Here is a 17988-nt window from a genome sequence, read left to right on the forward strand (position 1 = left end):
CATCACCAGGCCGACCAAACCGCCGGCAGACTGCCCGCCGGGGCCTTCTCCGCATCCGTCCAGGCTTGCTCTTGCTCGGGGGCGGCCTCAGACTCCCGCCCATGTCTGACGCCGAGTACGGCCCCGCCTCCATCCGCGTGCTCGCTGAACTGGGGCCCGTCCCGCGCAGGCCGGCCGGCCACGTCCACGAGCCGGCCCACGTCGTCGCGCAGGTCATCCTCACCGGCGAGGGTCGCCTGTTCGTGGAGGCGCCCGGGTCCCCGCCGACCCGCATCGTGGCGATCCCTGCCAAGCGGGCGGCCGCCGTCGGGCAGCGCGTCGCCGAGCTCGTCGCGGAGGCCCTGGCGGTGCGGACCCGCGCCGGCGAGGGGAAGGCCTGAATGCGCGAGGACCTCCACAACATCGCGGACGGCGCCGGCGCCGGCGCGCGCATCGAGCTCGTCGTCCGCGTCCTCCTCGGCACGGAGCGGTCGACCGTCCTCGTCGTCGACCTCGTCACGGGGCGCGCCCTGGCCAACCAGGTCGTCCCGCACGGAAGCGAGCCCGGGGCCGCGGCCGCCGCCGTCGAGGCGATCGTCGGGGAGCGGCTGCCCGGGTAGGGGGGCGAGCGCTTCCTCTTCCTCTCGTATCCGCGCCCATCCTTCGGCTACGGCGGCCTCGCGGACTGCGCGATGCTCGGGTGTTGCCGTGTCGATGATCCGGCCGCCCTTCAAAGCTTGGACGGCCTGCCATTCGCGGACGACCTGCCTCTGCAGCAGGTACCGGGCGACGGACTCGTGGGCTCGGGTCGGAGCGTTCACGCCCGGCCCTCCGAGATGAGGCCCTTGGCGACCATGATCGAGTAGACGCCCGCGGCCTGCTGGCGCGTGTTGAGCCCGTCGGCTGCGCCTGATCGAGGACCTCCCGGATCAGCTCCCACGGCGGCGTCGGCGGCAGGGCAGCCCGGGCGGCCCAAGCGGCCCACTTGGCATGGGCGGCCCGGGTCCGGGCGTTACCCGAGAACCGGGCCGCCAGGCGTGCGATTACGGCCGGGTCGACGGCCTGCGCTTCGGATGACATCCCATTTCCCCCTACGGATTTCGACAGATCCGCAGTGTGCCACCGATCGTCGATTCGCACTGGACGGTGACCGGGATTTCGCGCAGCCGCTGAGTCGGTGGGGTGTCTTTCATCCGGGTCGGCTACGATGCGGGCATGCAAGAGCTCAGAGACCTCGGCGAGCAGATCGCCACGAACCCCAAGGCCCGCCGGATGCCCGTGCGACGGCTCGCCATGGTGGCCGGTGTGAGCCCGGCCTGGCTCGCCGCGCTGGAGAGGGGCGAGATCGCCGACCCCAGCATCGCGAAGGTGGCCAGGGTCCTGAACGCGCTCGACCTCGATCTCCGCGTCCGGGAGTGGCACGGCGGCGTGCCGGACCTCGACGAGCTTTCGGAGGAGAACGAGAGGCTCAGGCAGCAACTCCGGGACCCGGCCGCGCGGGCTGCAAGGTTCCGCTAACCGTCCGAAGGTTTCCACAGGCTCCGGCCGAGCCGACGATTGCATCGTCGGAATCCCCCGGGGTACGGTCGCCGTCTCGACAGGAAAGACCTCGATGACCCGCGCACTCTCGAAACGGATAGCCGCCACCGCCTGAGCCTCACCGGCTCGGCGCCCTCGCGTCTATCGTTTCAGTGAGTGCCGTTCCCATGTCGAAGCCGTCGTACACCCGCGGTCGCCGCGTCGCCGCCACGCGCCTGTCCCTCCAGGACCCCTCCCAGTATTGCGGGCCGATCGAGCCGCAGACGCCCCTGACGCTGCACGAGCGCCTGCTCGGCGGCGAGATGGCCAAGGGGCTGCCGGCCCTCGACCTCGCCATCACCATCATGTCGCTGACCGAGGTTGGGTCGACGTACCCGGCCAAGGTGCGCCTCGCCGCCCGGCGGGCAGCGGAGGCCCCGTCGGCCAAGACGGCGGCCGCGCTGGAACGGGCGCTGCGCCGCGAACTCGATCGGTCCGACCTCGACCAGGAACAGGCGATCGAGATGTCGCGTGTCGCGGACCAGCTGGTCGCGCACCAGGCGGCTTTCGGCTCGGCCGAGGCCAACGCCCGCATGGCGGCCCGGGCCCTCAACCTCGCGGGGCTCATGCTCCGCGACGGCCGGGCCGCGCCAGTGTGGCTGGCGATCCGCTCCGCGCTCCTGTTCGCCGAGGACAGCACGGAGGAGCTCGACCTACTGAACTTCGTCGCGGAGCCGCGCTACCCGCGCCTGGCGATGCTCAACGCACGGGTCTCGAACCTCTCGTCGGAGCTCTCGATCGGGACCGAGGCGCAGGAGCTCGTCGAGGTCGACAGGGCCGTGCTCGACGGCGGCGTCGGTGCTGACGGGACGGTCGATCCGGCGGACACCGAATTCCTGGACAACCTGATCTGGAAGCCCAAGCCGGGGCCGACGCTCGTCGTCCTCGGCCGAAACGCCCTCGACCACTTGCCCGGCAGTGCGAGCTCGGGCTCGTCCAACACCTCGCGCGGCAACACACCCCGGGCGGAATTCCAGCCTCTCGCTGGCGTTGCGCTGCCGCTGATCCACGGGATCGACGTCGCGGCGGTGCGGATCGCCCTCGACCGCGAGTTCCCATGGCTCGGCGACCTGACGCGGAAGCTCCTCGGCGACCTCGTCGGCGGCAGGTACGCGCGGTTCCAGCGTACGCTCGTCGTCGGGCGTCCCGGCTGCGGCAAGACCCGCTACCTCAGGCGGCTATGCACTCTCTGCGGGATCCCGTCCCTCGTCTACAACGCGGCCGGCGTGGCGGACGCGGCGTTCGGAGGTACATCCCGGCAGTACAGCACGGGCCGTGGCTGCGTCCCGCTCCAGCTGCTCCAGCGGACCCGGACGGCCAACCCCGCGCTCATCGTCGACGAGCTGGAGAAGGCGGCGGTCGGGCGCCACAACGGCAGCCTCGTCGATACGCTGACCGCGATGCTGGAGCCGGAGGGGTCCCGTGCCTTCTTCGACCCGTACATCGAGACCGAGGTCGACCTGAGCGCGGTCCAGTACCTCGCGACGGCCAACGCGACGGCCGGCGTCGCGGCTCCCCTGCTCGATAGACTGAGATGCGTCGTCGTTCCCGATCCCCGACCTCAGGACCTGCCGGCGATCCTCGCGACGCTGCTCCCGGAAATCCGCGCCGACCGCGGGCAGGACGAGGCCTGGTGCCCCGACCTCGACCCGGAGGAAGCCGCCCTCGTCGCCGAGGCGTGGGGCAAGGGCGGCAGCATCCGCCCCCTGCGCCGGATCGTCGAGACGCTGCTCTCCGGGCGCGAAGCCCTCGCGCCGCGCCACTGAGTGAGGCACCGATGTCGCAAGCTCAGCTCGCCGCCCTCGCGGATCGCATCCAGGACGCCTGGGAGAACGGGCGGATCTGCGCCCTCGTCGGCCGGGGATGCCGGGCGCGCATCGTCCGGATCGCTCGGCTGCTCGACGCCGGGCGGATCGACACCGACCGTGCCCTGCGCCTCGCGATGGAGGCCGAGGGCGCGGCCTTCTGCTTCCTCCCCCTCCCGCCGGAGGGCGACCGGTGAGCCTCGTCCAGGAATTCTACTCGATCGCCGGCACCGTCCTACGCGACCAGCGACGGGTCCCCTCGATCCGCGTCACGGCCGTGGAGCCGACGCCGGCCGGCCCCCGCGTGCGATGGATCGGAGGGCCAGGCGGGCACCGCGTCGTCGCCACGGAGGACGGCACGCGCTGGCGCGGCGGCGTCGGCCCTCAGTGGCTGCTCGAAGGCCTGTCCCGGTACCTGGCGGTGCGCTGGCGCGAGCGGACCCCGACCGCACCGGCGGACTGGAGCCGCGTCCTCGCCGGGCGGCACCCGAGCGTGTTCACGAGCGGCGGGCCCTACACCGGCCCGGGATGGGCGGCGCTGCTCGCGACCGGGGCGGAGTGGATCGAGGAGCTCGGCGTGCCAAGCGGGTTCGAGACCACCGACGTGAAGGAGAAGATGGGCACGCTCCGGTGGCACCATCACGCGGACGATTGGCCTGACGACATCGCCGACGCGATCGAGGCCGTCGAGACCCTGTCGGCCCACGTCTGCGACAAGTGCGGTGCCCCCGGCAGGACCCGGGGCGGCCCATGGCTGGCGACGCGCTGCGGCGCCCATGCGGAGGATCGGTGATGCGGACCTTACTTCTCGTCGCCGCCCTCTCCGGCGCGGCTCCCTGCCTGCCCGGCGCCATCCCAACGGGGGCTGGGGCGTCCGGATCCGCCACGTCGTCGACGACGGCATGACCGTCGATGGCACGCTGTCCGTGCGCCGCGGCGGCCGCTTCCTCCTGGAGTGCCGGATCTCGGGGACCGCTTGGGGCCCGGATTCGAAGACCGCCGTATGGGGGATCGCCACCGTCTCGGGCGACGTCGTGACCGGTCGCGTCGAGGCCGGCGAGGACCGGCTCCAGCTGCCCGGCCGCCGGTTCGTCCTGCGCCTCGGGGACCGCCCCGCGGCGTGGTCGAGCAACGTGCCGGGGTGCCCTCAGACCGGGGCGATCCAGCGATGATTTGTGGGTGGCATCGCCGAGGTCGATGCTGCCTCCAGGATGGAGACGACCATGCGCCTGCGAGATCTTACACCAGCCGAACGCCGCGCCGTCGAGGAGCGCCGTGCCGCGGTGCGCGCCGCCCTCGCCGGGGTGGATCCCGCATGGCGCCCGGACGACGCCGCCGTCGACGCGGCGCCCTTCCTCGACGACTGGAGCGTGCGGGATTACCCGGGCACGACGCGCCCCTGCATCGAGGCATACTGCTGGAACCATCCCCTCCACGGCAGCACGATCCTCACGACGAGCGTCGTCATCCAACAGGGCGAGGGCTACGCGGTCTGTGAGAGCGGCCGAGTGTACATCCTCGGGTCGCCGTCCCGGGATCCAGAGGACCGCCACGCGATCCTGTCCGGCCGCCGCGGGAAGGGCCGTCCCGCCCCCGAGCCGGCCCCGGAGGAAGAGGCCGCCCCGGGGCCCGGTGTCCGCCCGTCCTGACCCGACGTCAGCACATTTGAGCACACCGTCGGCCCGTGTGGACCCGACCGTGTGCTCAAATGTGCTACGGCGTTTTTTTCATTCAGATCGCCGGAAGTCCTGGATTTACTTCAGGAAAACCGGCCTGATCCGAACACCCCGGTTTTTGGTAAACGCGTTACCAGTATTTCCGGCACCGCCGCTGCTTCACTCGGCCGTCTCGGATACGAGTTCCTGGACCTGGTCGACGGCCGCCGCGGGATTCGGTGCCTTGGGCTCGGGCGGCCGCACGCCCTGTAGCTGGTGGCGGAGAAGATCCGCTCGGAACCGGCGGCAGGTGACGGCGGCGCGGTCATGCTCGGCCGCGCCCTCAAGAAGCAGGGCGTCGAGGACGGGCGTCAGCCACCCGGGGATCGGCCGCGAACGGGTCAGCCACATCGACACGATCGACAGGCTGACCTTGTGCCCGCGGGCGGCCGACAGCCCCTCCGCGAGCTGGGCGCGGGTGTAGCCGGCGCCGTAGACCGCCTCGGCGATCGTGTGGAGCTCCAAGGGGTAGACGGCCAGGGGCTCCGGGGGGAGCGCGTGGGCAATACGGGGGCGCTTCGACATGGGGCGATCCTTCTCAGTGGCCGTTGCGGGACATGGGCGGGAGGTTGCCCATCATGGCCAGCATGGCGTCGATGTCGGGCGCCTCCTCCGCCTCCTCCGGGATCGGCTGTTCGTAGACGTAGGCGCGCTCGGACGAGGGCAACACCGGGGGCTGCCGGTTGACCGCCCTGAAAGAGTGCAGCCGCTCTCCTTCAAGTGCGTAGCAGCCCGATGCGACCATGAGCAGGTAGGAGTTGGCTTCGGTCGTGTTGCGGTCGCGTTCATCGGCTCCGATGAGGTCGATTTTGTTGTCGATCAGGCTCTCCAAGATGGCCCGGATCACCTCGCGTCGGGCCTTCGCATTCATGGTCTTGCCGGCCGAGGTCCTCTTCAGCGCCTTCGCCATCACGGCCGGCGCCCAAACGGCCGGGCGTTGACGGCCCGTCGGGTTCCGGAACCGCTTGTCCGGGTCGAGGCCCCCGAGCTGCGGATGTCCATCGACGCTGTACTGCGCGGCGGAGGTCAGGAGGTCGAGATAGTCGTCGCGGCGGGAGCGGCGCACCGCATTCGAGGGTGAGTCGTCGAGGATCGGGTCGGGCAGGCGCTTGGGCATCGGTCGGGGTCCTTCGAGGTTCAGGTGTTGGTGAGGATGGACGAGGCGGCGCATGCGGGGGCGGCCGCCCGTTCGGCGGGGGCGTCAGGCCTTCCGGGCGGCCTGCTCGGCCATCCAAGCGAGCAGGGCGTCGATGTCCGGCTCCTCCTCCGCGGCCAGCGCCGCCCTCCGCGCGGCCTGCTCGGCCATGGCGGCGAACATCGCGTCGATGTCGGGCTCCTCCTCGTGGACCTGGGCGGTGGGGTTCGGGGCGTTGCGCATGGTGGGCTCCTGTCTGGCTGGTGTCTAACCGTGACACAAGCCAAATCATCCCGTCAACAAAAATCGGCTATTATTGTGATAAAAAATCGCACAGATTTTCGCTGCGTGAAGCGACGCCCCTTTGGGTATCATTTCGATGCAGGGTGTCTCGCCCCTCAAAACGGTCGACGGTTAACGGCCCTGCGGGGGGTGGGCGGATCGCCTAGGGGACGGGCCGTCGGCCTACGTTGTCCAACCCTGTATGGGGCGAAGCGGCCCTACGGGCCCGCTGGGCCTTGCGGTCGGGACGGGTCGGCGCCTCAGGCGTCGGCGTCGTCGGGCTCGGCCAGCATCTGCGGGAACAGCGCCCCGACGGCGAGCACCGTGAACACCGCCATGAAGTAGCCGGCCCCCGTCGAGGGCGACGCCATGACGGACCGCGCCTCCATCAGGGCGTCGGCGGCGAACAGGCGGGCGTCGCGCTCGTCTCGCTCCTGGACGGTCACGACGTGGCCTCGGCGGCGTCGAGGGCCCGGATCGCCGATTCCAGCGCGGCCTGGAGACGGTCGGGCAGCGGCCGCTCCGGAGGGAGCTCGACGGCCCAGCGGCGGTTGGCGACGAGGCGACGGGCGGCCTCGATCACGGCGGCGGCGGCGGGATCCCGGCCTGTCATGCGCTGCGCTCCGGGCCCCAGCCGCGCATCTCGTGGAACCGGCGAACGAGGGCGACGAGTTCGGTGGCCTTGGACCCGAGAAGCTCCACGCCGACCGTGCCGTCGCAGTCCCAGTCCACGTCACCCGCCACCAGGACGAGGCCGAGGCCGCGGTCGCCGACGACTTGGACGATCCGATCCGCCCTGTGCGGCAGGCCCTCGGCTGCGAGCCAGGCGATGATCGTCGGGACCAGCGAAGCAGGGATTTCAGCGACGAAGGCCGTGGTTGGGTAGACCGCCTTCAGGCTGGTGACGATCTCGGGTGCGGTCCGGCAACCCGCCGAGGCCGGGATCGGCAGCAGGGCGGCGGCTAGGGCGAGGGCGGCAAGACGAATCATCGTGCACTCCTCCGGATTCGGTGGCGCAGCGGGGCGGCCGCCACGATGGCGGCGGCGACGTCGGCCCGAGCCGGCGCCGGAGGAACGGCCTCGCCGCGGAGGACGGCGACGATGCCGTCGGTCGCCGGGGTCGGCAGGGCCGGCTGCGCGTGGCAGGCGAGCGCGAGGAGGGCGACCGGCATCATGGTGTCGGCCCCACGGTCCGGCCGACGGCATCGAGCCGATCGGCGCAGTCGGCACGGGCGTCGCGAAGGTCGGTGATGTACCCGGCGACGTCGCGCTGGGTGCCGCCCTTCCGCCAGGCGGGCTCGCCCGAGCAGGTCAGCAGGGAGGCCGGCACGGTCGGCTTGGAGGTCGATTGGCACCCGGCGAGGGAGAGTGCCAGCGCGGCGAAGATGGCGACCCGGATCATCGTCCGCCCTCCAGGACCTGGCGGAGGACCGGGGCCACGGACGCGTCGTCGGAGGCCGGCGCGGCCTGGATCCGGCGGTGAGCCTCGCGGTTGGCGCGGCCTCGCTTGTCCCCGTTTCGGGACACGCTCTCCAACGCCTCGATGGCTTTGGCTTTGCCGGCGGCGTCGGCCTTGGCCTCGTCGCGCTCGCGCCGGGCGGCGCCGAGGTCGGCCTGGATCGCGCCGCCGATGGCCGAACGGGGCGTCAAGGCGGGAGCGCAGCCGATCCACAACCAGACCGTCAGCGCATGGCTAGGCCCCCTCGGCCCATGTCGGTCCCATGACCTATGCGTTCGTTCCCATGAAGCCCCATGCCCCGCCCATGCGCATCGACTTGCACAACCTCAAGTGAGACGACCCGCAGGTTTGCGTCGCCCAGACACGTCCGATGTCGCACCCCTGCCGCATAGGAAACGGCCATCGCACTGTCGGAACCGATAGCAGGCCGAACCCCCAAAGGGGCTGTAGATCGTTTCCAGCCATGATCGCCCATGACCCTGTCGCTCGGCTGGGTGGGTAGCGCGCGACATGCCTCATGGGCGGTTATGGCTAGAATTCGTTTTTCATGGGATCAACCTGAGGTGGTGGATTTGGCCTGAAATGGGGTCATCGGCCTCGGTGTGCGGTCGGCCTTTGGAGATGCTGGACCCGGGGCTAGCTTTCCCGGGCGTGCGGTCGTGATGCCCCGCGCGCCCACTCCGCGCCGAGCCCGATGTCCCCTTCGACCAGCCCAGTTCCCGCCGCCGCCCATGCCCTGTCCGCCTCGTCGCGGATGGCCATGAAGCGCGCCCACCTGCACCTGCTCCACGGCGCATCCGGCGGCGGCCAGGTCTGCCTCGCGCGCGAAGCGCCCGAGCTCAAGGCCGGGTGGGAGGACACGCTGGTCTGGCAGATGCGCGCCGCCGACAGCCAGGCGCTGGTCGATGCCATGTACGTCGGCATGAACGCGTTCCGCTTCCGCCGCGGCGCTGACTGCCTGTTCAGGGTCGGCCACCTGTGGATGGACTTCGACTACCGCACGCCCGACGCTGCTGGCATCAGCCTGTCCTACGCGCACTTAAGCGAGGAAGCCGTCATCTACCTGCTGCTCGCGGCGTTCGAGGCCTGCGGGATTCCGGCGCCGTCTTACTTCACCGCGAGCGGAAACGGCATCCATACCGTGTGGGTCTGCGACAAACTCCAGGCCTCGGCGCAGCGCAAGGTCGCCAAGGCGATGTCGGCCCTGTACGGACCGAACCTGCGCCCCGACGGCACGTGCCCGGTCCGTCGCCGGCGCGATGCCGTTCGCGACCGCCACGAGGCGCGCATGCTTCCCCTGTGGCAGCTGGCGCGCGACCTAGGCCTCGACCGTGGCGCCCGGGATGCCGCGCGCGTCCTGAGGCTGTGGGGGTCGGTCAACCAGAAGAACGGCAAGGTCTGTAGGATGGCGTGGCCGTCCTCGATCGGGGACGTCGTCCGCCACGAGTTCAACGTGCTGAGCGATGCGGTCATGCCGCTCACCCGCCACGAGCTCAAGGCGATCCTCGACGAGCGGGCCGCATGGCGCGAGGCCAACCCCGAGGCCGCGGCGGCATATGCGGTGAAGCAGCGCCGCGTCCCGGTCAGCCGGTGGGCGAGGATCGCGGCGGACCTGCTGCGCCTGTGCGAGATCCGGGGCGGCGTGTTCCCGAAGACCCGTCACCTCTGGCTCTTCCTCACCGCGAACGCCCGCGCGCACGCGTACGGGGGAGACAAGACCGAGTGGGCTGGCGAGCTCGGCGCCATGGTGGGCCTGACCGAGGCGTCCGCCCTGTCGTGCCTCGGGACCCTCGACAAGAAGGCGCAGCGTCATCAGGCCGGCGAGAAGGAAGAGTACGGCGGCAAGCCCTGCTCGCCGCTCTACCACTACAGCGCGGCCCGCATTGTCGACGATCTGTCCATCAGCGATGCCGAAGGCGAGGCGATGCGGGTGCTGGTCCCGGGCGGATCGGTCGACCGGACCGACGCTGAGCGACAGGCCGACAAGCGAGAGCGCGACGGTTGCACGCCTCGGCCGACGACGGCCGCCGCGAGGCTCGCAGACGGGCACAGGGCGATCGCGTTGAAGGCCGAGGGCTTGACCATGGCGCAGATTTGCGCCGCCATCCCGCAGCGTCGCGAGACGTCCATGCGGAAGGCGATGCGCGAGGCTGAGGCGGTGGTCGAGGCTGAGGTCAAGACGGCCGAGGCAGTGGTCGAGACGATCGTGACTGACACCGAAACGGTCACGGATTCCAACGCGGGGGGGGTGCACGTTCCGTCACGTAATATCGGGCCTCTGGCATCCTCTGCCCCTGCCCGGACCCCCTCGGCCCCGTCGCAGCCTGTCGTTCCCGTCGCATCGCCGGCCCTGTACGACCGTCCCAGGATCATCCGGAACAGCGCCATCTCGTGGACGTACAACTTCGGACCCGAAACCGGCACGGTCGTCTTCAAGAACCCGGATGGTCTTCACGGCTGGAGCGCGCTCTCGCTCAACGGAGAGGCCACTGACATCCCGCCCGGGTTCCTCGAAGGACGCAGGGCGGAGAAGCTACGCCGGCGTCTCAGGGCCGCGTCCCAGCCCCTCGTGGACCGTGCACGTCGGTTCCCGGCCCGCACCGCCATCGCCCGTCCCACAGCCTCCAGGGCGCCCTCCCTGACCGCCGAGGAATACAAGAGGATCTCGCAGGGGTGGTGACCTCGCCCCTTGTGGCAGGCATCGCGTCGGCCTAGAATTTGGACACCTCGGCGCGAGGTACGTGCATCACACGTGGTAGGGCTCCCTCCGGCGACGGACGGGGGCCCTCCGTGTTTCAGGGCCCGGCGTGACGCTGCCCGGGACACGCTGCCCGTGCCACGCTCCCGAGTATGGCTAGAGTAGGCGAACTCTGGAACGGGCGGGGCCTCGACGGGATCGAGCTCACCGTCGACATCGCATCGCAGATTGAGGCGTGGCGCGACCGGTACGCCTCGACCGTGGGCATGGCCAAGTACCGCAGGGCTGCGGCGTGGGCGACCTACGAGACGGCCTAGCGGGCCGTCCTCGGGATCCGCGCGCCGGCGCGAACGGCGTTGATGGAATGGTCCTCTCCGGAGGTAGTCCGTTTCCTGCCGTGCGACGATGTCCGGAGTGACCTCGTCAGGGCCCGTGGATGGCGACGGGCGGGTACCGCATCCGGGGCGACGGCCGGTTCATCGATGCCTTGGATACCGGCGTGATCGTTCGGGAAACGGAAGCAGGCGGACGACTCCGTGCGCTGCACGCATCATGCTGCAACGCCACCGTCCTCCGGCCTGCGCCTCCGATAGCGACCGCCGCCCACGCCGACGAAATACCGCTTGCGGTACATCCGCTCGTCGATCGCCCCCCTGACCGTGTCGAGGCTCCAAGCCAGCGCATGCTCGCCGGCCTCCTGCACCAGGTCCGCCCCGATCCCGCGAGATTGCCGGCATTCATCGACCTTCGGGCATCCGGCGTCCCGCCCCTTGGCTTTGTAGCCATGTCTCCGATGACCGGCCCATCGATTTGCTTTCGGACGCCGATGTTCCGCTCCAGAAAGCACGCCCTCAGAATGTCGGTGGCGGTCATCCCCGTGACACAAGCGCCGCGAAGGCACTTTCGGGGACCGTCCACCGTTGTGCTACCGACGGGTTTTCCGAAGGCGCAGCCACCTGGACGCAAGCTCGCCCCGCCATGTTACACCTAGGGGAGAAGGTCCCGTGTCGCGTCGAGACGAAAAGGAGCCGGACGGCGTCGACTTGAGACTTCTCAAGGCGGCCGTCGAGGCGGCCGGTGAGGCAATCCTCATCACCACGAGCGATCTCGACGAGCCCGGACCGAGCATCGTCTATGCGAACCCGGCATTCACGCGCCTCACCGGTTACGAGACGCAGGAGGTCGTTGGGCGCAATCCACGGTTCCTGCAGGGAACGGCGACCGAACGCAATATCTTGGACCAAATGCGGGCGGCCCTTTCCGTAGGGGAGGCATTTCAGGGCGAGGCGCTGAACTGCCGCAAGGACGGATCGACCTACATGGTCGAATGGCTGATCACGCCGGTGCACGACGCAGGCGGGCACATCACGCACTGGGTCTCGGCCCAGCGCGACGTGACAGACCGGCGCGCCTTCGAGGATCGGCAGACGCTGATGGTGCGCGAACTGCACCATCGGGTGAAAAACATGCTCGCGACCGTCCAGGCCGTGCTGAACGCGACCATCCGCTCGTCCGTGACCATGCCGGAGTTCGCCAGGGCCTTCACGGGCCGGATCGTATCGCTCGCCCGGACGCACGCACTGATCACCGAGGACCAAGCACAGGTCGCCTCCTTCGAGGGGCTGCTCCGGGCCGAACTCGACCCATACAACGAGAACGGTCGGATCGCGTTGCGGGGGCCGTCCCTGAGGCTTTCCTCGGAACTGGCGGTGCCGATCAGCATGGCCCTCCACGAGTTGACCACCAACGCGCTGCGACATGGCGCGCTGGCTCATCCGGGCGGGCGGGTGGCGGTTACGTGGACGGTCGAGGATGGCGCGAACGGCTCACACCTGGCCTGGGTCTGGAACGAGCACGACGGGCCGCCCCCCACGCTGCCGACCCGCGAGGGGTTCGGCACGCGGCTTCTCAACAAAATTCTGGTCGCGCAGACGCGAGCCGAGGTCGAGATCGAGTTCGATGTCGACGGACTCCGGGTGAACGTACGGCTTCCGCTCGGGACTCGTTAAATCGAAAGGTCCGGTATGAAGTGGGCTGGCGATCATCCCGCCAGGATTCGCTCGCGCCGACGCTAAATCGCTGACTTGCGCAGGACCCTGGACAGCTGGTCGACCGAGTATGGCTTGTGCAGGAGCTCGAACCCGTAGGTGCCGTTCTGGGCCAGCACGTGGCTGTAGCCGGAGGTCAGCACCACCGGGAGATCGTTATGCAGACGCCGGATTTCCTGCCCGAGCGCGATCCCGTCCATTCCCGGCATCACCACGTCTGAGAACAGGGCGCCTCTCCACGATGGCCGCCTCAGGCATCGCGCTAGTGTCTGCCCCGGGCCATCGCCTTGATGCGGTCGGCGGTGCGCAGCGCGACCGCTTGGATCGTGAGGGAGGGGTTCACGCCTCCCGTGGTCGGGAAGACCGAGCCGTCACAGACCCAGAGGTTGGGGATGTCCCAGGACCGGCAATCTCCGTCCACCACCGAGGTCCGGCGGTCATGGCCCATCCGGGCCGTGCCATACAGGTGGTTGGTGTCGTCGCCCTGTTCCCAGATGTTGCGGCCGCCGGCCGCCGCGAGCGCCTGGCCCATGAAGTTCAGCCCGTGGCGGTTCATGGCCCGGTCGTTGTCGCACCACGAATAGGTGATGCGCGGGATCGGCAGCCCGTACTGGTCGGTCTCGTCCGTCAGGGTCACCCGATTGCGCTCCTGCGCAAGGTATGCCAGCCGAGGACACGGCGGCCCTCGATGTCCGACCACACCAGGATGTCCCGGGCGGGCCACCACGACGGCCCCTCGCTGAAGGTCGCCTGGTCGTACAGCGAGACGAGGCGGGCATGGTGGGGCACCACCTCGGTGAAACGCGGGTCCGACGCCCGTGGCGGGTCGACGTGGGATACGGGCTCCGGTGGACCGGGCCGGCGCAGCAGGTTCGACGCAGGTACGGCGATCATCATTCCTCGGCGTATGGATCTTTCGGACGTATGGGCTGCCGACTTTCCCGAACCGACAATCGTCTCCGGCGGATGTCGTTCTGTCGTCCCTCACGGCTTTCCCGCGCTGAACGCTTCGAGGGCCGACGATGTTGATGCCTACGGCGGCAACCGAAGGTCTCGTCGGCTCGCCGACGAGAGTTGGAGCCGGGTGTCCTGGCTCGCCGCGTAGGGTTTGACGAAGTTGGGGATGCCTGACCCTATCCCATGGAGGAGAGGATCTCCGTGACGAGCCCTTCGGCGTTCTCCTCCGGCACCCAGTGGTTCGCCCGCTCGACCGTCCGGAAGGTGACGTCCTTCGCGACCTCCCGCATCATCGCCTCGGTGAACGGTGCGAACGCGCTCTGCACGCCTGCGAGGGCAAGAATTGGCATCGTGAGTTTCCCGTCGCGCTTCACCTCGGCTCTGTTGTGCGCGTCGTCGGCCGGGAAGGCGCGGTAGAGCTCGAACCCGGCCCGCATGGCGCCCGGTCGCGAGAAGGCCCGCACGTACCGCTGGATCGCGTCCGGACCGATGGCCTCCGTGTCGTAGGCGAGGTCCTGGTAGAAGCGCTCCAGGTAAAGCTGTTCGCGCCCGGCGGTGAGCAACTCGGGCACGTCCGGCGCGCGGTGGAACTGGAAGTGCCAGAGCCGGTCGGTGTCACCCAGCGCCGTCTGGTAGACATCGGTGCCCGGGAGCGGTGCCTCCATCGCGACGAGCCGCTCGGTCTGCTTCGGGTAGCGTCGGGCGAAGGCGTAGGCGACCATCATGCCGATGTCGTGCCCGACCATCGTCACCGGCTGCGTCAGTCCGAGATGGCCGTAGAGCAACGCGTGCAGGTCGCCGGCCATCGTGTGCTTGTCGTAGCCTCCCGGCGGCTTCGAGGAGCCGCCCGCACCGCGATAGTCCGGGACCACGACGCGCAGGCCGGCGCGGACCAACAGCGGTACGACACGACGCCACGCGTAGGCCGTCTCGGGGTAGCCGTGGACCAGCACGATCACACGCTCGCCTTCGCCCGCAACGCCGTAGTGCAGGCGCATGCCGGGTTCGATCTCGACCGAATCCCACTCGATTGCCGCACCGTCCCATAGCTCACGCATCACCGTGCTCCCTCGTTGCCCTCGGTGGACCGGAAGTGCCGGACGAGCGCCGCCGCGACGGCGTCCGGAGCCTCTCGCGGGGCGAAGTGGCCCACCCCGTCCAGGGTGATGAACTCGAAGGGTCCGTCGAACTTCGACGGTACGGCCTTGCTCGCCTCCGGCGGGTTCACGCCGTCGACGGCGCCCTGGATGTAGAGGGTCGGGGTCGACAGGGTCTTGGTCGCCTTCACCTTCGCCTCAAGCTCGGCCGAGCGTGGGTCCGGTTCGGCCTCGTCCCAGCGCGCCTGGTAGGAGTGCAACGTGACGTCGACGAAGTCCGGGTTCTCCCAGGACGCGGCGACCGCCGCGAACGTCGCATCGTCGTACCAGCCGGGCGGGCTCCAGTTTTCCCACATGATGCGGCCGAACCCCTTGGGATCGGCCCGCACGGCGTCCTGGCCGCGCCTGGTCGCCTGGAACCAGTGGTACCATTGGCGCTGACATTGCGGGAACGGCGGGGTCGGCATGCCGCCGAGCCGCGACGGGGTCGAGAGCATCGCCATCCGGCTCACGCGCCCGGGCCAGCCGACCGCCATGGCCTCGGCGGCGTTCGAGCCCCAGTCGTGGCCCGCGACCATGAAGGTCTCGATGCCCATCGCATCCATCAGGTCGATGGCGTCGTGGGCCAGGATTCCCGAATTACCGGTGCGTGGCATGTCGGCCGAACGAAAGCGGGTGCCGCCAAAGCCCCTCAACGCCGGCGTCACCGTCCGGAAGCCCGCCTCGTTCAGATGCCCGGCCACTGTCGTCCAGGCCGTGGCGTCGTCCGGCCAGCCATGAAGCAGAAGGACGGCAGGTCCGCCCGCCGGCCCCGCCACGTCGACGTTCACATCTAGAAGCGTGGTTTTGACCTGTTGCTCGCTCAAGCGAAGCCTCCTTTGGCAGGGCTATGCTCACCGGCGTCCGAAACGCCGGTCCTAGGCCGGGATACGGTCGATGCTCGCGGTATCCTCCTCCGCCACGCCGTTCTCGCGATGGCGGAAGGCGCTCAGGGCCTGGTAGACCTGGAGCCGCGCGCGCATCACCGAACCAAGCGGCCGATGTGCTGCGAGGCTGTGGGCGGGACGGAAGGTCATCACCTCGTCGAAGTAGCGAACCCGGTCCGGCGCGTAGGCGTCCTGGCGCGGCAGGCGCAGCGTCGCCACCGTACGGTAGGGGCTGATCGACACCGGCCAGTCCACCGAGGCGTCCTCGATGGGCTGCCTCTCGGCATCGGCCCAGAGCTGGGCCTTCAACTCGAAGACCACCTCGTGGTCCCGGAAGAAGGCGACCGTCGCATGACGGAAGCCGTCCTCGTCCTGGTGCGGGTCGAGGCGCCACTCGGATAGGGCGCGCTGGCTTTCCGTCGACGGCACGGCCCCGAGCTTGGCGACGTAGTCGCCGTAGCGGACCGGCGCCTGGCTGAAGTAGCTGTCGGCCAGGGGATGGCTGTAGGGATGGCCGAAGAAGTCGGCGAGCGCGCTCTCCGTCCCGAAGGCATGCAGGGCACGGTTGAGGTTGCGCATGGTCGAGGAGACCGCGCTCTTGACCCCTTCCGGCAGCCCGGTCGACTTGCCGATGACCGTGCCGTCGCGCAGGAAGCCGGCCGCCGTGCCGGAGGGGAAGGTGGTTCCGGTCGCGAGCACGAAGTCCTGGGTCTCGACGGCGTGGCCGGGCAGCTTCTCGCCGGGGACGTCGAACACCTTGATGGACATGCCTCGATGGGTCGAGACGCGGTCGCCCAGGGTCTCCCCCGGCCCCTGCGCGAAGCGCACCGCGACGGGGTGGGTGCCGGGGTTGGCGAAGAGCCCTTGCGCCAGTTCGGCGGGTAGGCCGGCTGCAATCGTCAACTCGCCGGTGACGCAGGCCGAACTCTTGGCGTGGCTGGCGCGCACGGCATGGTGCTCGCGAGCCTCGACCGTCTCGGATTGCTGCGTCATACCCTTGATGATGCCGTCGATGGTCTCCTGCTCGCCCGCGGCGGGATTCTCGACGTCGGGGGCGTATCGAAGATAGGTCATGGTCACCTCGTTGGGTGTGAGGATGGAAGTGGTCCGAGTCGATGGATCGTCGGCCGGTGCTCGGCGCGATCCCGCTTCGGTGGGATGGGAAACGCGCCGCGGAAGGCTATCAACTCAGCTTCGGCTGACCGTTCGACGCCGACAGCCCACCGTCGACCGGCAGGTTCACACCGGTGACGAAGTGGGCGTCCTCGCACGCCAGGAAGGCGATCACGCCGGAGATGTCGTCGGGCTTCGCCCCACGCCCCATCGGGATGCGCTCCTCGAACTTGGCGACGAGTTCGGGCTGGTCCTGCATGCCGGCCGTGAACGGCGTGTAGACCAGCGACGGGTTCACCGCGTTCACCCGGACCCCGTTCCGCGCCTCGTCGAGCGCGACCGCACGGGTGAAGTTCGTCACCGCGCCCTTGGCCGCGCAGTAGAAGCTGTGGTTCCAGTCCCCGCCCAAACCCGAGACGGACGACACGTTGACAATGCAGCCGCGGCTCTCCCGGAGATGGGGTAGCGCGAAGCGCGTCATGTAGAAGACGCCGTACAGGTCGGTTTCGATGATCGTCGAGAAGTCGGCGATGTCGCCCTCGTCGACGCGACCGAGATGGTCCTTACCGGCGTTGTTGACGAGGACGTCGAGGCGTCCGAACCGGCGGACGGCCTGCGCCACGACGTCCTGGCACCGGTCTGCGTGCGAAAGGTCGGCGACCACAGCGAGGGTGTCGGCCGCCTCGATGCCGTCGGTCACCTTGTTCAGTCCGTCCTCGTCCTTGTCGGCGAGGACAAGGATCGCGCCCTCCCGTCCGAACCGCCGTGCGGCGGCCTCGCCGATGCCCGAGGCCGCGCCCGTAACCAACACGACCTTGTCAGAGAATCGTCCCATATCATCCCCCCCTGGGCCGCCTGCACGACGCTCGGCGGCCCCCTTCCGTGTAAGACTGTCGGATCGAGCGAGGCTCGTTCAGACGCTCCGGGCCTGTGCCGGGTGACGGCCCTCGGCGAACTCCTCGACGATCTTGGCGCAGAAGGCCGGTAGGTCCTTCGGGTTGCGGCTGGTGACGAGGCCCTTGTCCGTAACAACCTCCTGGTCGACCCAGGTGCCACCGGCGTTCCGGATGTCAGTCTGCAGCGTGGGGAACGAGGTCAGCGTACGGCCCTTCACGACGTCCGCCTCAACCAGCGTCCACGGCCCGTGGCAAATCACGCCGACCGGCTTGCCTTGGGCGAAGAAGTCCCGGACGAAC

27 protein-coding genes and 2 pseudogenes are annotated in these 17988 nt (G+C 69.6%); 11 read left to right on the forward strand and 18 right to left on the reverse strand.

All coding sequences use genetic code 11. The features are described 5' to 3' along the window. The first annotated feature begins 101 nt into the window (after positions 1-101). On the forward strand, positions 102-380 hold the full coding sequence (locus MKL11_RS20535; RefSeq protein WP_243946863.1) for a hypothetical protein: 279 nt from the start codon (positions 102-104) through the stop codon (positions 378-380). After that, positions 381-599, forward strand: coding sequence for a hypothetical protein (locus MKL11_RS20540; protein WP_243946866.1), 219 nt, complete (start codon positions 381-383; stop codon positions 597-599). A 197-nt stretch (positions 600-796) separates the two neighbouring features. Here MKL11_RS20540 and MKL11_RS33170 read toward each other — a convergent pair whose 3' ends face one another. Further along, on the reverse strand, positions 797-919 hold the full coding sequence (locus MKL11_RS33170) for a hypothetical protein (RefSeq protein WP_279600611.1): 123 nt from the start codon (positions 917-919) through the stop codon (positions 797-799). Between the two features lie 275 nt (positions 920-1194). Between MKL11_RS33170 and MKL11_RS20545 the strand changes: the two genes are divergently transcribed. The 6 genes from MKL11_RS20545 (at position 1195) to MKL11_RS20570 (ending at position 5011) form a co-directional block, all read left to right on the forward strand. Beyond that, the gene (locus tag MKL11_RS20545) at positions 1195-1497 is read left to right on the forward strand and encodes a helix-turn-helix domain-containing protein (RefSeq protein WP_243946868.1); all 303 of its coding nucleotides are present in this window, start codon (positions 1195-1197) and stop codon (positions 1495-1497) included. Positions 1498-1685: 188 nt separating this feature from the next. Beyond that, positions 1686-3323 carry an AAA family ATPase gene (locus tag MKL11_RS20550; protein WP_243946870.1) on the forward strand — a complete coding sequence of 546 codons (1638 nt, stop codon included), beginning with the start codon at positions 1686-1688 and terminating at the stop codon, positions 3321-3323. An 11-nt stretch (positions 3324-3334) separates the two neighbouring features. Further along, a complete protein-coding gene (locus MKL11_RS20555; RefSeq protein WP_243946873.1) occupies positions 3335-3559 on the forward strand; it encodes a hypothetical protein in 225 nt (74 codons plus the stop codon). Then, the gene (locus MKL11_RS20560; protein ID WP_243946875.1) at positions 3556-4155 is read left to right on the forward strand and encodes a hypothetical protein; all 600 of its coding nucleotides are present in this window, start codon (positions 3556-3558) and stop codon (positions 4153-4155) included. The genes MKL11_RS20555 and MKL11_RS20560 overlap by 4 nt, the downstream gene beginning before the upstream one ends. Before the next feature lie 109 nt (positions 4156-4264). After that, positions 4265-4534: a hypothetical protein gene (locus MKL11_RS20565; protein WP_243946877.1), complete on the forward strand. Its 270-nt coding sequence runs from the start codon at positions 4265-4267 to the stop codon at positions 4532-4534. A gap of 51 nt (positions 4535-4585) precedes the next feature. Further along, entirely contained in the window at positions 4586-5011 is a 426-nt protein-coding gene (locus MKL11_RS20570; protein ID WP_243946879.1) for a hypothetical protein, read from the forward strand. Between the two features lie 186 nt (positions 5012-5197). Here the strand turns inward: MKL11_RS20570 and MKL11_RS20575 are convergent, their stop codons facing one another. From MKL11_RS20575 to MKL11_RS20615, 9 genes are all read right to left on the reverse strand, one after another. Beyond that, a complete protein-coding gene (locus tag MKL11_RS20575) occupies positions 5198-5602 on the reverse strand; it encodes a hypothetical protein (protein ID WP_243946881.1) in 405 nt (134 codons plus the stop codon). Positions 5603-5615: 13 nt separating this feature from the next. Beyond that, positions 5616-6194, reverse strand: coding sequence for a hypothetical protein (locus tag MKL11_RS20580; RefSeq protein ID WP_243946883.1), 579 nt, complete (start codon positions 6192-6194; stop codon positions 5616-5618). 84 nt (positions 6195-6278) lie between these two features. Further along, complete coding sequence (locus MKL11_RS20585) at positions 6279-6455, reverse strand: hypothetical protein (protein WP_243946885.1); 177 nt, start codon at positions 6453-6455, stop codon at positions 6279-6281. Between the two features lie 299 nt (positions 6456-6754). Further along, positions 6755-6940: a hypothetical protein gene (locus MKL11_RS20590; RefSeq protein WP_243946887.1), complete on the reverse strand. Its 186-nt coding sequence runs from the start codon at positions 6938-6940 to the stop codon at positions 6755-6757. Beyond that, positions 6937-7107: a hypothetical protein gene (locus tag MKL11_RS20595; RefSeq protein WP_243946889.1), complete on the reverse strand. Its 171-nt coding sequence runs from the start codon at positions 7105-7107 to the stop codon at positions 6937-6939. The genes MKL11_RS20590 and MKL11_RS20595 overlap by 4 nt, the downstream gene beginning before the upstream one ends. Further along, a complete protein-coding gene (locus MKL11_RS20600) occupies positions 7104-7484 on the reverse strand; it encodes a hypothetical protein (protein WP_243946891.1) in 381 nt (126 codons plus the stop codon). The genes MKL11_RS20595 and MKL11_RS20600 overlap by 4 nt, the downstream gene beginning before the upstream one ends. Continuing rightward, positions 7481-7666, reverse strand: coding sequence for a hypothetical protein (locus MKL11_RS20605; RefSeq protein ID WP_243946893.1), 186 nt, complete (start codon positions 7664-7666; stop codon positions 7481-7483). The genes MKL11_RS20600 and MKL11_RS20605 overlap by 4 nt, the downstream gene beginning before the upstream one ends. Next, complete coding sequence (locus MKL11_RS20610) at positions 7666-7896, reverse strand: hypothetical protein (protein ID WP_243946895.1); 231 nt, start codon at positions 7894-7896, stop codon at positions 7666-7668. The genes MKL11_RS20605 and MKL11_RS20610 overlap by 1 nt, the downstream gene beginning before the upstream one ends. Beyond that, positions 7893-8144, reverse strand: coding sequence for a hypothetical protein (locus tag MKL11_RS20615; RefSeq protein WP_243946897.1), 252 nt, complete (start codon positions 8142-8144; stop codon positions 7893-7895). Before MKL11_RS20615 ends, MKL11_RS20610 begins: the two co-directional genes overlap by 4 nt. Before the next feature lie 569 nt (positions 8145-8713). Between MKL11_RS20615 and MKL11_RS20620 the strand changes: the two genes are divergently transcribed. The 3 genes from MKL11_RS20620 (at position 8714) to MKL11_RS20630 (ending at position 12660) form a co-directional block, all read left to right on the forward strand. Further along, positions 8714-10633 (forward strand): hypothetical protein, encoded by a 1920-nt coding sequence (locus tag MKL11_RS20620; RefSeq protein WP_243946899.1) that lies wholly within the window; start codon positions 8714-8716, stop codon positions 10631-10633. 170 nt (positions 10634-10803) lie between these two features. Then, a complete protein-coding gene (locus MKL11_RS20625; RefSeq protein WP_243946900.1) occupies positions 10804-10968 on the forward strand; it encodes a hypothetical protein in 165 nt (54 codons plus the stop codon). A 687-nt stretch (positions 10969-11655) separates the two neighbouring features. Next, entirely contained in the window at positions 11656-12660 is a 1005-nt protein-coding gene (locus MKL11_RS20630) for an HWE histidine kinase domain-containing protein (protein WP_243946902.1), read from the forward strand. 62 nt (positions 12661-12722) lie between these two features. Here the strand turns inward: MKL11_RS20630 and MKL11_RS20635 are convergent. The 8 genes and pseudogenes from MKL11_RS20635 to MKL11_RS20670 form a co-directional block, all read right to left on the reverse strand. Beyond that, positions 12723-12926 (reverse strand): annotated as a pseudogene (locus MKL11_RS20635) (response regulator); the annotation flags it as partial. A 35-nt stretch (positions 12927-12961) separates the two neighbouring features. Beyond that, positions 12962-13360: pseudogene (locus tag MKL11_RS20640) on the reverse strand (GMC oxidoreductase); the annotation flags it as partial. Beyond that, positions 13333-13593: a hypothetical protein gene (locus MKL11_RS20645; RefSeq protein WP_243946916.1), complete on the reverse strand. Its 261-nt coding sequence runs from the start codon at positions 13591-13593 to the stop codon at positions 13333-13335. The pseudogene MKL11_RS20640 and the gene MKL11_RS20645, both read right to left, overlap by 28 nt. 239 nt (positions 13594-13832) lie before the next feature. Next, positions 13833-14714 (reverse strand): alpha/beta fold hydrolase, encoded by an 882-nt coding sequence (locus MKL11_RS20650; RefSeq protein WP_243946903.1) that lies wholly within the window; start codon positions 14712-14714, stop codon positions 13833-13835. Further along, complete coding sequence (locus tag MKL11_RS20655; protein WP_243946904.1) at positions 14714-15619, reverse strand: alpha/beta fold hydrolase; 906 nt, start codon at positions 15617-15619, stop codon at positions 14714-14716. Before MKL11_RS20655 ends, MKL11_RS20650 begins: the two co-directional genes overlap by 1 nt. Positions 15620-15670: 51 nt before the next feature. Further along, a complete protein-coding gene (locus MKL11_RS20660; RefSeq protein ID WP_243946905.1) occupies positions 15671-16753 on the reverse strand; it encodes a catalase family protein in 1083 nt (360 codons plus the stop codon). A 109-nt stretch (positions 16754-16862) separates the two neighbouring features. Next, positions 16863-17627, reverse strand: coding sequence for an SDR family NAD(P)-dependent oxidoreductase (locus tag MKL11_RS20665; protein WP_243946906.1), 765 nt, complete (start codon positions 17625-17627; stop codon positions 16863-16865). A 78-nt stretch (positions 17628-17705) separates the two neighbouring features. Further along, positions 17706-17988: DJ-1/PfpI family protein (locus tag MKL11_RS20670; protein WP_243946907.1), on the reverse strand; the 283-nt coding region annotated here is incomplete at its 5' end.

This window comes from Methylobacterium sp. J-077, assembly GCF_022829365.1.
GTDB lineage: Bacteria > Pseudomonadota > Alphaproteobacteria > Rhizobiales > Beijerinckiaceae > Methylobacterium.